The organism is Pedobacter sp. MC2016-24, assembly GCF_015223055.1.
GTDB lineage: Bacteria > Bacteroidota > Bacteroidia > Sphingobacteriales > Sphingobacteriaceae > Pedobacter.
The window spans coordinates 933,070-948,897 of the sequence record NZ_JADFBX010000001.1 but is presented as its reverse complement, the minus strand read 5'-3'; the positions used below and the strand labels follow the sequence as shown (position 1 = coordinate 948,897).

The 15,828-nt window shown below is 43.4% G+C and carries 11 protein-coding genes; 6 read left to right on the top strand and 5 right to left on the bottom strand.

Annotation, left to right across the window (positions count from 1 at the left end; translation table 11 throughout):
• Positions 1–57 precede the first annotated feature (57 nt).
• From IM797_RS04310 to IM797_RS04300, 3 genes are all read left to right on the top strand, one after another.
• Positions 58–1,470 carry a glycoside hydrolase family 140 protein gene (locus IM797_RS04310; RefSeq protein ID WP_194125849.1) on the top strand — a complete coding sequence of 471 codons (1,413 nt, stop codon included), beginning with the start codon at positions 58–60 and terminating at the stop codon, positions 1,468–1,470.
• A gap of 103 nt (positions 1,471–1,573) precedes the next feature.
• Positions 1,574–3,478, top strand: coding sequence for a glycoside hydrolase family 105 protein (locus IM797_RS04305; protein ID WP_194125848.1), 1,905 nt, complete (start codon positions 1,574–1,576; stop codon positions 3,476–3,478).
• A gap of 10 nt (positions 3,479–3,488) precedes the next feature.
• Positions 3,489–4,508: a zinc-binding alcohol dehydrogenase family protein gene (locus IM797_RS04300; RefSeq protein ID WP_194125847.1), complete on the top strand. Its 1,020-nt coding sequence runs from the start codon at positions 3,489–3,491 to the stop codon at positions 4,506–4,508.
• A gap of 44 nt (positions 4,509–4,552) precedes the next feature.
• Here IM797_RS04300 and IM797_RS04295 read toward each other — a convergent pair whose 3' ends face one another.
• The 5 genes from IM797_RS04295 to IM797_RS04275 all read right to left on the bottom strand — a co-directional run bounded on the left by IM797_RS04295 (position 4,553) and on the right by IM797_RS04275 (position 11,039).
• Positions 4,553–6,238, bottom strand: a complete 1,686-nt coding sequence (locus IM797_RS04295) for a sodium/sugar symporter (RefSeq protein ID WP_194125846.1) — start codon at positions 6,236–6,238, stop codon at positions 4,553–4,555.
• 74 nt (positions 6,239–6,312) lie between these two features.
• The gene (araA, locus tag IM797_RS04290) at positions 6,313–7,803 is read right to left on the bottom strand and encodes an L-arabinose isomerase (RefSeq protein WP_194125845.1); all 1,491 of its coding nucleotides are present in this window, start codon (positions 7,801–7,803) and stop codon (positions 6,313–6,315) included.
• 24 nt (positions 7,804–7,827) lie between these two features.
• Positions 7,828–8,526 carry an L-ribulose-5-phosphate 4-epimerase gene (locus tag IM797_RS04285; protein WP_194125844.1) on the bottom strand — a complete coding sequence of 233 codons (699 nt, stop codon included), beginning with the start codon at positions 8,524–8,526 and terminating at the stop codon, positions 7,828–7,830.
• A 13-nt stretch (positions 8,527–8,539) separates the two neighbouring features.
• Positions 8,540–10,243, bottom strand: coding sequence for a ribulokinase (locus tag IM797_RS04280; protein WP_194125843.1), 1,704 nt, complete (start codon positions 10,241–10,243; stop codon positions 8,540–8,542).
• 85 nt (positions 10,244–10,328) lie between these two features.
• The gene (locus IM797_RS04275) at positions 10,329–11,039 is read right to left on the bottom strand and encodes an NUDIX domain-containing protein (RefSeq protein ID WP_194125842.1); all 711 of its coding nucleotides are present in this window, start codon (positions 11,037–11,039) and stop codon (positions 10,329–10,331) included.
• 131 nt (positions 11,040–11,170) lie between these two features.
• Between IM797_RS04275 and IM797_RS04270 the strand changes: the two genes are divergently transcribed.
• The 3 genes from IM797_RS04270 (at position 11,171) to IM797_RS04260 (ending at position 15,730) form a co-directional block, all read left to right on the top strand.
• Positions 11,171–12,346, top strand: a complete 1,176-nt coding sequence (locus IM797_RS04270; protein ID WP_194125841.1) for an aldose epimerase family protein — start codon at positions 11,171–11,173, stop codon at positions 12,344–12,346.
• A 139-nt stretch (positions 12,347–12,485) separates the two neighbouring features.
• A complete protein-coding gene (locus IM797_RS04265; protein ID WP_194125840.1) occupies positions 12,486–15,023 on the top strand; it encodes a BamA/TamA family outer membrane protein in 2,538 nt (845 codons plus the stop codon).
• Positions 15,024–15,115: 92 nt separating this feature from the next.
• Positions 15,116–15,730: a sterol desaturase family protein gene (locus IM797_RS04260; RefSeq protein WP_194125839.1), complete on the top strand. Its 615-nt coding sequence runs from the start codon at positions 15,116–15,118 to the stop codon at positions 15,728–15,730.
• The last annotated feature ends 98 nt before the right edge of the window (positions 15,731–15,828 follow it).

Genomic DNA, 15,828 nt, shown 5'->3' with positions numbered 1-15,828 from the left:
ATTGCTTAAAGTTTTTAGATTTGTTTTGGCCATTTTTCCTGGTCACACTCAAATAGCATGACCAAGTATCAAAGAATTGTCTTATTCGCCCTGATCTCATTTGGGATTTTTGGCTGTGCGGTAAACAAGAAAATAAAGGTAAATAAACGCTTAAAAGTCTCTTCCAATGGACATTACTTGCAGGAGGGAGATAAACCTTTCTTCTGGTTGGCTGATACAGGCTGGTTGTTGTTTAATAAATTGACCAGAACACAAGCCTTACGGTATCTGGAAGACCGAAAGCAGAAAGGTTTTAATGTGGTGCAGGCTATGGTGTTACATACCTTATCCTCAGTCAATGCTTATGGGGATTCGGCACTGGTGAATGGTAATGTTGCTCAGCCTGCGGTTACACCGGGAAATTCATTTGCCGATTCAGTGCAATACGATTTTTGGGATCATGTTGATTATGTCATTGATCAGGCTGGAAAAAAGGGGATTTATATCGCAATGGTTCCAGTGTGGGGCAACAATGTGAAAAGCAGGAAGGTGAATGCTGAGCAGGCGAAAGTGTATGCTTCCTTCCTGGCGAAAAGATATCAAAATAAGCGTAATGTCATTTGGTTAAACGGTGGTGATGTAAAAGGTACCGAGGTGATGAATATTTGGGAAATTATAGGCCGTACCTTGAAGGAGAATGATCCGAATCACCTGATTACTTTCCATCCAAGGGGTAGGACCGGTTCGTCGGAATGGTTTCACAATGCTTCCTGGCTCGACTTCAATATGGTTCAATCTGGACATCGCCGTTATGATCAAGATACGACTGCAAAAGAACAATGGCATTTTGGCGAGGATAACTGGAAGTACATTGAAAAAGACTATGGCCTGAAACCAGTTAAGCCCTCGGTTGACGGAGAGCCGTCTTACGAAGGTATTCCGCAAGGCTTACATGATCCAAATGAAACACGATGGCAGGATGCAGACCTGCGGAGATACGGTTACTGGTCTGTCTTTGCCGGTGCATTTGGTTTTACCTATGGTAACAATTCAGTGATTCAAATGTACAATCCGAAAGATAACGATGCAGCCTATGGAGCAATATCGAGCTGGCAGGAAGCATTAAATGATCCTGGCGCCGCGCAAATGTTGCATTTGAAAAATCTGATGCTGTCAAGAGGTACAATAACTTATTTCGACAGGATACCTGATCAATCGGTTATTGCTCAAGCCGGGGATGGGGAAAAGTACAATCGGTTAATGGCAACAAGGACTGATCAATACATTTTCATCTATACCTATACAGGTCGGGAGATTCCCGTGAAATTGGGTGTTTTAAAGGGGGATTGGTTGAACGCATCCTGGTTTAATCCCCGTGATGGAAAAATCCTAAGGATCGGCAGGATTGAAAATCATGGTATGCGGACTTTCGATCCGCCAGGTGATGAAAAAAACGGGAATGACAGGGTCTTGATTCTGGATGTATTGTAATCCGATTCTTTGGCAACGATTGCGTATTTATTTTACGGCTTTTAGTTTAATTACGATAGATTACTGCGTAGAATTGTAATGAAACCACGTATAACACAACAGTATGAAAAGAAAATCTCTGGTATTTAGTTTTATTGCCCTATTTGGAGCATTTCAGGGTAATGCCCAAACCAAGGTTAAACCCTTGTCTGATCAGATGGCAACCACAGCAATGGAAGTATGGAAGGAAAGATCCCGAAAATGGTCTTACGATGATGGTGTTGTTCAGGACGGCATGACTGAAATCTGGAGGAGAACCGGTAATGCTGCATACTTTAAATATGTTCAGGGAAAAATGGATCTGTTTATCTCCGCTGATGGCGTTATAGATACTTACAGTCAGGAACATTTCAATATTGATAATGTTAAAAATGGAACCGTTTTATTGGATTTATACAAGGTAACGGGACAGCAAAAGTACTTTAAAGCGGCCACTACACTGTGGGAGCAATTGCAAAAGCAACCCAGAACAAAAGAAGGTGGTTTTTGGCACAAACAGATTTATCCCAATCAGATGTGGCTGGACGGACTTTATATGGGCCAGCCATTTTATGCTGAATATGCTGCACTGATCGGTAACAAGGCGGCTTTCGATGATATTGCCAACCAGTTCATCTATATGGAAAAGAACGCAAGGGATGCCAAAACAGGGTTATTGTACCACGCCTGGGATGAATCCAGGGCCGAACGCTGGTCTGATCCAAAAACCGGGCTTTCACCGCACATTTGGGCCAGAGCGATGGGTTGGTATGGAATGGCGTTGGTAGACGCATTGGATAATTTTCCAAAAGATCATCCAAAACGGAAAGAACTGATCAATATTTTAAACCGATTGGCGGCAGGTATTAAAAGTGTACAAAACAATAAAACGGGCGTATGGTATGACATTTTAGACCGTCCGAATGATAAGGGTAATTATTTTGAATCTTCTGCTTCGGCGATGTTTGTATATGCCATTGCCAAAGGCGTGCGCATGCAATATTTACCAGCTTCCTATTTTGCGGTTGCAGATAAGGGCTATAAAGGTATGCAGCAGGAATTTGTAGAACAGCGTGCTCCTGGAATGATCAATTTAAAAGGAACTGTTACGGTATCCGGATTGGGTGGTAAACCTTACCGCGATGGTAGCTTTGCCTATTACATGAGTGAAAAAGTGATAACCAATGATGCCAAAGGTGTTGGTGCTTTTTTGAAGGCCATCAACGAAATGGAGCTTGCAGCTATGCCAAAGCCTGGTTTGGGTAAAACAGTAGTACTGGATTCTTATTTCAACAATGAAACCAAGAAAGACCAGAATGGGCAAGAGGTTTCATGGCATTATAAATGGGACGAGATGTCAAACGGGGGCTTTTCCATGTGGGCTGAGCAATTTAGCAATGCTGGTTTTAAAACAAGCACCTTATACGCAGCTCCTTCTGCTTCAAACCTGAAAAATGCTTCAGTTTATATCATTGTGGATCCGGATACGGAAAAAGAAACACCTAAACCTAATTTTATCATGGCTAATGATGTGAAAAACATCACGGATTGGGTTAAAGCAGGTGGTGTATTGGTTTTGATGGGTAATGATACCGGAAATGTGGAGTTTGAGCATTTTAACCAATTGGCGAAAAATTTTGGCATCCAGTTTAATTTAGACAGCAAGGGAAGGGTAGTTAAGAATCAGTTTGAAATGGGTAAGGTTACTGTTGCGGCAGGTAATGAGATTTTTAAGACTGCGAAAGATTTGTACATCAAAGAGTATAGCAGTCTGAAATTGCTGCCTCCTGCTCAAGCAGTGCTGAAAGACAAGGAGGGTGACCAGGTGATGGCTGTTGCCAGGCTGGGTAAGGGAACTGTATTTGCCATTGGTGATCCCTGGTTATACAACGAATATGTGGACGGAAGAAAGTTGCCGGCCGAATATGAAAATTTTAAAGCGGGCCAGGATCTGGTTTACTGGATTGCAAAGCAGCTGATGAAAAAATAGAGACAGATACATGAATACATTAATTTGCAAGACCCCAGGTACCTTTGAATATGGCACAGCCGAAATGCCTGTAGCCAGTCCGGGCAATGCAATTCTAAAAATTAAACGAATCGGTATCTGCGGAACTGATTTACATGCCTTTGAAGGTACACAGCCCTTTTTCAATTATCCGCGGATTCTGGGGCATGAACTTGCAGGAGAACTGGTGGCTATTGATGGTGGTGCCGAAGGCTTTGAACCCGGAGAAAAAGTAACTTTTATTCCTTATTTTAACTGCGGACAGTGTATTGCCTGCCGCACTGGTAAAGCCAATTGCTGTACCGACATTAAGGTTTGTGGCGTGCATGTAGACGGAGGAATGCGGGAATACTTAGCTGTACCTTCCAGCTCCCTGATTCATGGTGAAGGCCTGAGTTACGATGAACTGGCCCTGGTTGAACCTTTGGCTATTGGTGCACATGGTGTTCGCCGTGCAGCTGTAAAACCGGGAGAATTTGTATTGGTGATCGGTGCCGGGCCGATTGGCCTGGGTACCATGGAATTTGCCAGAATTGCCGGTGCCCATGTCATCGCACTGGATATCAATGATGCACGTTTATCTTTTTGTAAAGAGAAACTAAATATCCCACACGTGGTTAATGCGCTTTCGGCGGATGTATTGGAGCAACTGAGTGCCATCACGAATGGTGACATGCCAACCGTTGTGATTGATGCTACAGGTAGTCTGAAGGCCATCAATAATGCCTTCCAATACCTGGCACACGGCGGTCGTTTCGTCTTAATCGGCCTCCAGAAAGCAGACATTAGCTTTAGCCATCCTGAATTTCACAAACGCGAAGCCAGCCTGATGAGCAGCCGTAACGCCACAAGGGCAGACTTTGAGCATGTCATCGATTCGATGAAAAAGAAGCTGGTAACACCTGCCACATACATTACCCATCGGGTAAAGTTTGATGAAGTAAAGGCGAATTTTGAAAGCTGGTTAAACCCAAATACCGGAGTCATTAAAGCAATCGTTGAATTGGACTAGTAGGGAAGCGAGTGAGACTTTCGGGCCCACTCGCTTTTTTCATATTACCAAAACTTCACATAAAGCGCCCCGATAATCAATAAAGTAACCACAATCAATGCCATTGTTGACGGCGCAACTTTGAACATCGTTTTATCCAGTTCAAAAGCTTTAGGATTGACTTTCGGACCTGCCAGACTCATCACAATCATGATCAGCATGGTGAAGAAAAAGGACAATCCCATACAGATGTGGAATGGAATCTCAAATGCTCCCTTACCATTCGGATAAGCGGTGTATAGTACCGTGTCGTGTCCCAAAAGATTTGGTGCCATTTCGTTAAAGAAAACAGACAACAGGAAGCCTGCGATTACACCAACGATGGCTGCACTACCCGTTGTCCTTTTCCAGAACATACCGAGGATAAACATGGCAAAAACACCCGGACTGATGAAGCCGGTATATTTTTGGATAAAAGTAAAACCACCTTCGCCGCCGATGCCTAAGAGATCATTCCAGGTGAATAGTACGGCCAGGATCATGCCAACAAATACAGTTGCCCGACCCACAAAAACGAGGTTTTTTTCTTCTGTACCGCTTTTGAAATATTTTGAATAGATATCCAGTGTAAAAATGGTAGAAATACTGTTTACTTTGCCAGCCAGCGAGGCTACAATAGCAGCCGTAAGTGCAGCCACAGATAAACCTTTAAGACCAGTGGGTAAAAAGGTCAGAACTGCTGAATAAGCGCCGTCCTTTCCGCCAATGAGTTGTGGTAAGTGCCCACCTTTATACAATACATACGCTGCAATCCCTGGCAACATCACAATAAGTGGCATCATCAGTTTTAAAAGACCTGCGAAAAGAATTCCTGTTCTGGCGGTTTGCAAATCTGCCCCCAATGCCCGTTGCGTGATGTATTGATTACAACCCCAATAGTTCAGGTTGATGATCCAGATTCCTGCTACGTAAGATGCCATACCTGGAAATGTCAGGTATTTGCTGATCTCATTTTGTGTAGATGCAGCTGTAGGTTTTGGAATGATCATTTTGAAATGCTCAGGAGCCTGTTCCATCAGTACATTAAAACCAGCGATGGCATTGGCACCTACGCCAAATTTTTCACCTACCACTGTCAATGCGATGTATGTGGTTACCAAACCGCCAAAGATCAATACGGCAACCTGGATCACATCGGTATAGGCAACTACTTTCATTCCCCCTAAGGAAATGATCAGCGCAAATACGGCAAGGCCAATCATGATGACATGCAGGTAATCGCCTCCGGTTAATCCATTGATGGCTACAGCGCCCAGATAAAGGATAGAGGTGAGATTTACAAAAACATATAAAAACAACCAGAATATGGCCATGATCAAAGCAACAGAATCATTGTACCTGGTTTTTAGAAACTGCGGCATGGTGTAGATCTTATTTTTCAGATATACAGGAATGAACCATACGGCAACAATGATCAGGGCAATGGCTGCAATCCATTCATAGGCGGCTACGGCAATCCCCAGGAAAAAACCTTCACCGCTCATACCGATGAACTGCTCAGCAGAAATGTTGGATGCGATGAGGGAAGCGCCGATGGCCCACCAGGTTAAAGTACCCTCGGCCAGGAAAAAGGCTTTGGCATCATGCTCGTCTTTTTTGCGCTGGCGGTAAATGTAATACCCATAACCGGATACGACTAGAAAGTAAAAGATGAAAACTACATAATCTGTAGTAACTAAACTATTGTTCATAATGGCTTTTATTTGGTTAGATAAGATATTGGGTAAAGTGCCGGACGGCTATGATTGTCCGGCACTTGAATGGATTATTTGTAGAAAACTTCGTTCCAATGCAGTTCGTTACGGAACTGGTTGATATTGGTTTCGGCACCGATATTTACGTATTCAATACCTGCGATATTGGCGAAATCGAGTAAATGTGCTGTGGTTAAATTCTGGCTATAGGCCGTATGATGTGCACCTCCTGCATAAATCCAGGCTGCACATCCGGTTTTCATATCCGGAAGTGGTTTCCACAATACCTGTGCTACCGGAAGGTTCGGTAATTGATGTTCAGGTTCCATCGCTTTTACTTCATTAACCAGTAAACGGAAACGGTTTCCCATATCAATGATGGAGGCATTTAATGCATTACCACCTGCTACATTGAAAATTAACCTGGCCGGATCTGCCTTACCACCAATGCCCAAAGGATGAACTTCCAGGCGTGCTTTACCATTGGCCAGTGATGCATCCACTTCGAGCATGTGCGATCCCAGTACCATAGCGTTTTCTGGATCGAAATGATAGGTATAATCTTCCATGAAAGCGTTGGCACCCGGCAATCCGGCACCCATTACCTTACAGGCCCTTACTAAGGCAGCAGTTTTCCAGTCACCTTCGCCTGCAAAGCCATAGCCCGCAGCCATTAAGCGTTGTGCCGCAATGCCTGGCAGTTGGATCATGCCGTGCAGATCTTCAAAAGTGTCACTGAACCCCTTGAAGCCACCGTCTTCCAGAAATTTCTTTAGTCCGAGTTCAATTTTAGCTGCTTCATAAACAGAAGCATGTCTGGCGCCGGCACGCAAAAGATCTGGAGTCATGGTATAACTCGCTTCATATTCGGTAATCAGATCCTGAATCGCTGTTTCCGGGATGCCATTGATGACAGCCACCAGGTCGCCAATGCCATAGGTGTTCACTTCAAAACCAAACTTAAGTTCAGCTTCAACTTTATCACCGTCAGTAACTGCTACATAGCGCATATTGTCACCAAAGCGGGCAAATTTAGCCCCCTGCCAGTCGTGCCAGCCTGCTGCAGCCCTGGTCCATACGTTAATTTCGTTGACTACTTCCTGGTCTTGCCAGTGCCCTACAACCACTTTACGGTCTTTGCGCATGCGGGTAACCATAAATCCGAACTCCCGGTCGCCATGCGCGCTTTGGTTCAGGTTCATGAAATCCATGTCGATGGTATCCCAGGGAATATCGCGGTTGAACTGTGTATGTAAGTGTAACAAGGGTTTTTGAAGGATATTTAAACCTCTGATCCACATTTTTGCGGGAGAGAAGGTGTGCATCCAGGTAATGACACCAATACAATTGGCGCTGATGTTGGCTTGTTGCAGCGTTTCGAAGATTTCTTCAGCTGTTTTTACGATTGGCTTATAAACTACGCGAACCTGTATGGCTTCTGCAGCATCTAAGGATGCGGCAACTTGTTGTGCATGGGCTGCGACTTGCTTTAAGGTTTCCTCACCGTATAAATGTTGGGTTCCGGTGATGAACCATACCTCTAAATTTTTTAAACTGATCATTATAAAATGTGGTTAACTAATTTGTTATTGTCCGTAATAAGAATCTGCACCGTGCTTGCGCTCATAGTGTTTTTTTATGAGCGAATTTTTCAATCTTGGTACATCATTTCTGATTTGTTCTGTAAGCAGCGCCATTCTGGCTACTTCTTCCAGTACTGCACTATTGTAAACAGCTTTTTCAGCTGTTTTCCCCCAGGTAAAAGGGGCATGATTGCCAACGAGGATCATTTCTACCTCCTGGTAACTTAATCCGGCTGCTTTCAAATGATTCATAATCTGAAAACCAGTTTCATACTCGTAGTTGCCGGAAATCATGTCGTCCTGCATTGGTGGTGCACAGGGGATATCTGTTGTCAGGTGATCTGCATGTGTGGTACCATAAATAGGAATTGCCCTCTGCGATTGTGCCCAGGCCGTGCCGTAGGTAGAATGCGTATGTACAATTCCGCCAATGTCCTCCCAGTGCTTGTACAGAACCGCATGGGTTTTGGTATCTGATGAGGGGCGAAGTGTTCCTTCAACCGTATTTCCGTCGAAATCTACAATCACCATTTTTTCAGCAGTCAGCTCTTCATAAGGAACGCCGCTCGGTTTAATGGCAAATACACCTGCACTGCGGTCAGCAGCACTGGCATTGCCAAAAGTGAAAAGCACCAATCCCAGTTTTGGGAGTAACATATTGGCCTGATAAGCTTTTTCCTTTATTTCCTGATAATTATTCATTGATGTTTTTTAATTAGGCGTATTGGGTTAGCTGCTCTTGCGGGGTAAATCCCTGTTCTATGAATAGGCCCATTTCTTTATATTTCAAAAACCGGCTTTCGTAATAAGCGGTATTTTCCGGATTCGGGATATAGGTTTTATCGAAGCCACTGCCCATGTTTTTCATCGCATCTTCTACATTCGGATAAATTCCGGCGACTACCGCGGCAAACATGGCTGCACCCAATGCACAGGTGTGTTCAAACTGGTGTATGCGAATTGGCATATTCAGGACATCGGCCATGGTTTGCATCACAAATGGGGATTTTTTAGCCACACCACCAATACCAATGATGCCCTTTACCGGAATGCCTTCGGCTTCAAAGCGGTTCACAATATTCTTCGCACCAAAACAAGTGGACTCTACCAGAGCCCTGAATATGCGGGGTGCATCACTGCCCAGATCAAGGTTATGGATTGCACCTTTGAGTTCCTGATTGGCATCGGGAGTCCTTCTGCCATTGAGCCAGTCTACGGCCAGTTCATCCTCTGCTGTTTGAGGGAGCCGGGCCGCATGCGCACTCAGCTCCGGTATGAGTTGATCTAACAGTTCTTTTTCCAGTGCAGCTGCGGTATTGGGATCTAAAAGTGCAGATTTACGGAGCAGGTTCTTAATCGGCCAGGAAAGGACTTCTTTAAACCAGGCATAAGTGTCACCAAAAGCCGATTGTCCGGCCTCCAGTCCAAGCATTCCAGGGATGACAGAACCATTTACCTGTCCGCAAATTCCTTTGATGAGTTTGTCCTTAACTTCCTGGATCGGGGCGACCAGGATGTCGCAGGTAGAAGTTCCCATCACTTTACTGAGGTAATAAGGTTCTATTTGTCCGCCTACGGCTCCCATATGTGCATCAAATGCACCAACACCAATTTTAACATGCGTTGACAAGCCCAATTTTGCGGCCCATTCTTCACTGATTAGTCCGGCAGATTCATCTGCGGTATAGGTGTCTGTAAAAAGACGTTCCCTGATACCGTCAAGAACAGGATCCAGTGCTTTGAAAAAATCGTTTGGTGGTAATCCGTTAAATTCTTCTGCCCAGAGGGCTTTATGCCCGGCCGCACAACGGCTTCTTTTCATTTTGCTGATGTCTGTACCGCCGGTCAGCAGAAAAGGAATCCAGTCACAGTGTTCTACCCAGGAGTAACAGGCGGTTCTAACCTGCTGGTCGGCACGGAGCACATGCAGTAATTTGGCCCAGAACCACTCTGAAGAGTAAATCCCGCCACAATATTTAAGGTAATTGGTGTCGTATTCAGCTGCATGCTGGTTAATCTGCATGGCTTCTTTTACTGCAGTGTGGTCTTTCCACAACACAAACATGGCGTTTGGATTGTCCTCAAAATCTGGTAATAATGCCAATGGCAGGCCTGTATGGTCTACTGCTACTGGAGTAGATCCGGTGGTGTCTACAGAAATCGCCCTGATGTTGCTGGCAATCGGAGCACCACCTGCTTTTTCAATGCAGGTCCTGATGCTTTGCTCCAGGCCTTCTATATAATCTAATGGATGTTGTCTGAATTGGTTTTGCGCCGGATCACAGAATAACCCTTTTTGCCAGCGCGGGTAATAAAAAACGGAGGAGGCCAGTTCAGCCCCGTTTTTTGCGTCGATAAGGACAGAGCGGACAGAGTCCGATCCATAATCTACACCAATAACGTATTGATCTTCGTTCATACAAATAAATTAAACGTCTAATTAACATTTAATTTATTTATTAAAAGAATTTATTTGAATAAATTTTTCAAAAAAAATATTGCGGCTAGCTCGTAATTAATTTATCGGGTTTAGGGATGAAACTTAAGAATGCCTGGAAGTTGGCCTGGTATTTTTTCTTATCCAGTTTGAAATAAAACGCTCCTTTTTTTGATCCGGTTTTATCTTTTTCGGGTAATTTAATCAGAAGACCAGTGGCACTGATTTTACGGATGAAATTCCTGTTGTCTATATTGGTGTTATAAACGTCTTCATATAAGTTTTGAAGTTGGGGCAGGGTGAATTTTTTAGGAAGAAGTTCAAAAAGGATGGGATGCAGTGCTGCTTTGTAACGGATCCTTTCCTTGGCATTTTCAACCATTTTATCATGGTCAAAGATCAGTTTCGGGGCATCTTTGAGTAAAAACCACTCTGCGTGAAACTGATCGCTCAGCTGCGTTTTATATTTATTGATGTCAATCAATGCGAAATAGGTTATCGACAACGTGCGTTCAATGGGATCTCTCAATGGATCGCCATAAGCCTGAATCTGTTCCAGGTAAACGCCTTCGAGTCCGGTTAACTGCGACAATACGCGATTTGCTGCACCGTCCAGACTTTCTTCGGGTTTTACAAATCCACCCATTAAGCTCCATTTGTCCTTTTCAGGCTCTAAGGCCCTTTTAATCAACAGAATTTTAATGTGTTCTCCGTCAAATCCAAATATGATGCAGTCAACAGCGATTAGGAATCGGCTTTGCTTGGTATATTTTGTCATAGGGGTTAAAATTATAAAAAATTAAGTTTATCTAGGGTGTAATGTATTCGATTATATTTTTAATTGTTTGGTTGACGTTTAATATTCTTTTTTATATATTCGTTGCCTAATCAAATTTAAAACTGTATTGTATGAACAAGAAATTCAATTCTATCTGCCTGGCATCTGTGCTTTTGTGGGCGCTTAGTGGGTGTGACAATGTATCCAATAAATCGGCTGTCAAAGGCGATTCTGTGGTGCTTTCTACCAGTAAAATTCCCGATTCAGCAGGTTTCAAAAATCGTGTTAAAGGCAAAGAGGTTTCTTTGTTTGTGCTTAAAAATAAAAATGGGGCGGAGGCTGCAATCACCAATTATGGAGGGCGTCTGGTTTCTTTGCTGGTTCCGGACAATAAAAATGAATTTAAAGATGTGGTACTGGGATACGACAGTTTAAAATCCTATCAGAAAAAAGGCGAACCATTTTTTGGTGCTTTGATTGGCAGGTATGGTAACCGCATAGCAAAAGGTAAGTTTTCTTTAGAAGGAAAGGCCTACCAACTTCAACTTAATGATGGAATAAATACCTTGCATGGTGGATTTGATGGTTTTTTTGCCCAGGTTTGGGATGCCAAAAAGATCAACGAGCAGACTTTAGAATTGAGTTATTTATCTAAGGACAATGAAGCCGGGTATCCTGGTAATTTACAAGTGAAAGTGACCTATAACCTGACGGATGACAATTCGTTGAAAATCAGCTATGAAGCTACTACAGATAAAAGCACGGTGCTGAACCTCACCAATCACGCTTATTTTAACTTGAATGGTGCCGGTGACGCAACCATTACTGATCATTTGCTGACGATAGACGCCGATGGTTACACCCCGGTAGATAGTACTTTAATTCCGACAGGAAAAATTGAACCTGTTGCCGGAACACCATTTGATTTTAGCAAGGCAACCTTGATTGGTGCGCGTATTGATGCGGTTAACGAGCAATTGAAGTTTGGGAAGGGATATGATCATAATTTTGTACTTAGAAAAGGTACAGGTTTACGAAAAGCAGCTACGGTAGTCAGCACCAAAACCGGTATAGCGATGGATGTACTCACAGAAGAACCGGGCTTACAGTTTTATAGTGGTAATTTCATGACCGGTCAGGATCATGACGGTAAAGGTGGTGTAAGTTATCCGCACCGTTCTGCATTCTGCCTGGAAACGCAGCATTTTCCTGATTCGCCAAATCAGGCTGCTTTTCCGTCAACGGTGCTTAAACCTGGGCAAACTTATAAAACCAATACAGTTTATAAGTTCTACATTCAAAAATAAAATCAGTTCGTCATCCTGAATGAGACTTTTATCGTTAATTCAGGATGACGAACCTACCTTTTTGAATGCCCTAATTTTGCAGTTGTAAATTCATGTCGATTTGCTTGAATAATAAAATAATTTCGTCTTATCTTTAACTATGATGAAATTTCTACTGTGCGCATTCTTAATTACACTCAGCATTACGGTTACTGCACAGGATTCTACAACTGTTCAGATTTATCCAAAATATGACCGTGTGGGTAAATTTCATCGTTTTCTTTTTGGGGATAACTACCGTAAGGAGTATGCCCTGAAGACCAGGGTTCCTGTCATCCGGATTTCTGAAATAAAAGGAGGTTTGACCCCAACTAAACGTGGTGGTGGAAATCAATCACATTCCCTGCGTCTGGTGGATAAAAATGGAAAAGAGTGGGTATTGAGAAGCGTGGAGAAATATCCGGAAATTTTATTGCCTGAAGTATTCAGGAAAACTTTTGCTGGTGAGGTTGTAAAGGATAATATGTCTGCACAACATCCCTTTTCTGCATTGGTTGTGCCTGATTTTGCAGCTGCTGTCGGCATTTTTCATACAGAGCCCATGATCGGATGGGTTTTACCCGATGCACAACTTGGGCAATATTCGGATCTGTTTGCCAATACCCTTTGCCTTTTGGAAGAGCGGGAGCCGGAAGGGGATACCGATAACTCGGAAAAAATGACCCGAAAATTAAACGACAATAACGATTACAGTTATGATGGACCTATGATGTTGCGGGCGAAAGCACTGGATGCATTATTGGGGGACTGGGACAGGCATGAGGACCAGTGGCGCTGGAAACCTGTTAAAGAGGAGGCAAGCGGACTGGTAAAGTATCAGGTGATTCCACGGGACCGGGACCAGGTGTTTTACCTGTCTGAAGGCATCATTCCCAGGTATGCGCAATCGTCCTGGTTGTTGCCTATGATTCAGGGTTATGAGCGGAATTTACCCGATATCAATTGGTTTTTCTGGGAAGGCCGTGCCATTTACGGACGTTGGTTCTCTCAACTCAGTGAGGTGGAATGGAATGGTATTGTACAGGATTTTTGTGCTGCAGTAACCGATGAGGTAATGGAAAAAGCATTGAAAAAGCTGCCAGAACCGGGGTATACATTGAGGCACGATCAGTTACTTGCACAGCTTAAAGTAAGGAGGGCAAAACTTCCGGAAATGATGCGTAAGTACTACCGTTTCATCAATCGGATTGTGGATGTCCAGGCCAGTAATAAAAATGAGCAGGTTACCATCAACGATGCACCGGGAAAAGCACTGACGATTCAGATCCATAAACTGGCTAAAGACGGGACAAGAAAAGAACTGATCTTTAACCGAACATTTGATCCGGCAGTTACGCAGGAAGTGCGGCTGTATGTGCGTGATGGAAACGATAGCCTGGTTTTGAACAATAAAAGCTCAGCAATTAAAATCAGGATCATAGGTGTATCCGGAGAAAAATCTTATCGCATTGAAAATGCATACCGGAAAGTACGCATTTACGGGAATGACGATCAGGTAACCATCAGTGGAAATACCAGCAGGGTGCTGAAAAAGCTTGACAGTGATACTTCAAACACACATTTTGTACCTACGGACCTGTACACACGCAGAACGTTACTGCTCAATGCCGGGTACAACATTGACGACCGGCTGCTTATGGGGCTCTCGTACCGTATTGTGCAGCCCGGGTTCAGAAAGCTGCCTTATGGCAGCATACATTCCTTTTCCTTTTTACATTCCTTTGCAACATCCGGTTTTCGTTTCAATTATAAATCTGAATTGTTCCAGGTATTTGGTAAAACGGATCTGATTTTACAGGCAGACGTATTTGCACCTGAGAATTCTCAAAACTTTTTCGGTCTGGGTAATGAAACAACATTTGATAAAACCGGTGATTTTGTCCGGTACTACCGGGCCAGGTTTAGCTTGTATCAGTTTGATCCTGCCTTTAGGTGGCGCTGGTCGAAATCCACGCTCACTGCGGGTCCGTCTTTTCAGTATTACAGGTACAATCGGGATGACAATGCCGGACGATTCATTACCAATACGGCCCAATTGCAATCTGCCGATAGTGCAACCATCACAAAAGATAAACTATACGCAGGGCTGAGCCTGAATTATGTGAACAACAATCGGAACAGCGACATTTTGCCAAGCTCGGGTACGCATCTGGATACACGCTTAACCGCGTATCAGGGTTTGAATGGTTTTTCCAATAGTATTGTTCAGCTCAATGCTGCATTTACAGTGTACCAAAGTCTAAACAAAAGAAAAACCGTAGTCATTACAGATCGGATTGGTGGTGGTGCTACGCTTGGTAAACAAGCTTTTTACCAGTCGCAGTTTTTAGGTGGTCAGGGGAATTTGCTGGGATACAGGGAGTACCGTTTTGGTGGACAACAGAGCCTGTATAACAATTTTGAGTTGCGCGCAAAAGTAGCCGATTTCATCAATTATGTTTTACCGGGGCAATTCGGTCTTATCGGCTTTCACGACGTTGGAAGGGTGTGGAAAAAAGGCGAGGAATCCCGGGTCTGGCACCAGGGGTATGGCGGCGGAATTTATTTTGCACCAGCGTCTTTAACTGTTTTTCGTCTGATGATGGGACACTCCAATGAGGGCTGGTATCCCTATTTTGCAATGAAGTTCAGGTATTAAATATGACCGAAAATTAATAAATGACATTTTAGGAATAAAAGAAAAGCCGTAATTTAGCGGTTCCTTTTACCAGGCAGCAGAATTCGTTAATTATGAAAAAAAATTTTGTATCCAATTCCAGGGAGTCGATCCGGATGTTTAAAAATCCTTTATTCGAAGCATTGTCTAAAGTGCCTTATTTTGTGCCCTTAATTGTTTATGTTCCTGTCATTGCTTATTTTTTCTGGACTTCTATACAAACCAACGGTATCTTGCTGTTTCTTGCGCATTTATTGCTCGGTCTGTTCATCTGGACACTGACAGAATATGTATTGCACCGTTTTGTTTTTCATTTCTATCCTTCCTCAGAATGGGGTAAACGTATACACTTCATTTTTCATGGTGTGCACCATGATTATCCAAACGATGCACAACGACTGGTGATGCCGCCTTCTGCAAGTATCCCTTTGGCAGCTGCATTTTATTTCCTGTTCAAATGGTTACTGCCGGTAGCGCTGTTGGACGGTTTTTTCGCCGGATTTATTTCGGGTTATCTGTTTTACGACATGACACATTACATGTTGCATCACGCACAATTTAAAAATGGCGTATGGAAAAAAATTAAACAGCATCATATGCTGCACCATTATGATGACTCTACCCGGGGATATGGTGTAACTTCGGCATTCTGGGATAAAATCTTTGGCTCTGACTTTTTGAAAAAATAAGTGGCGCTTTCTTTTTTGCTAAAATAGTTTATTAACTCGCTAAAATAAGGGTCTGAAAGACAGTTAAAAATCTTCAACTTGCATTTGCCAAATTAAGC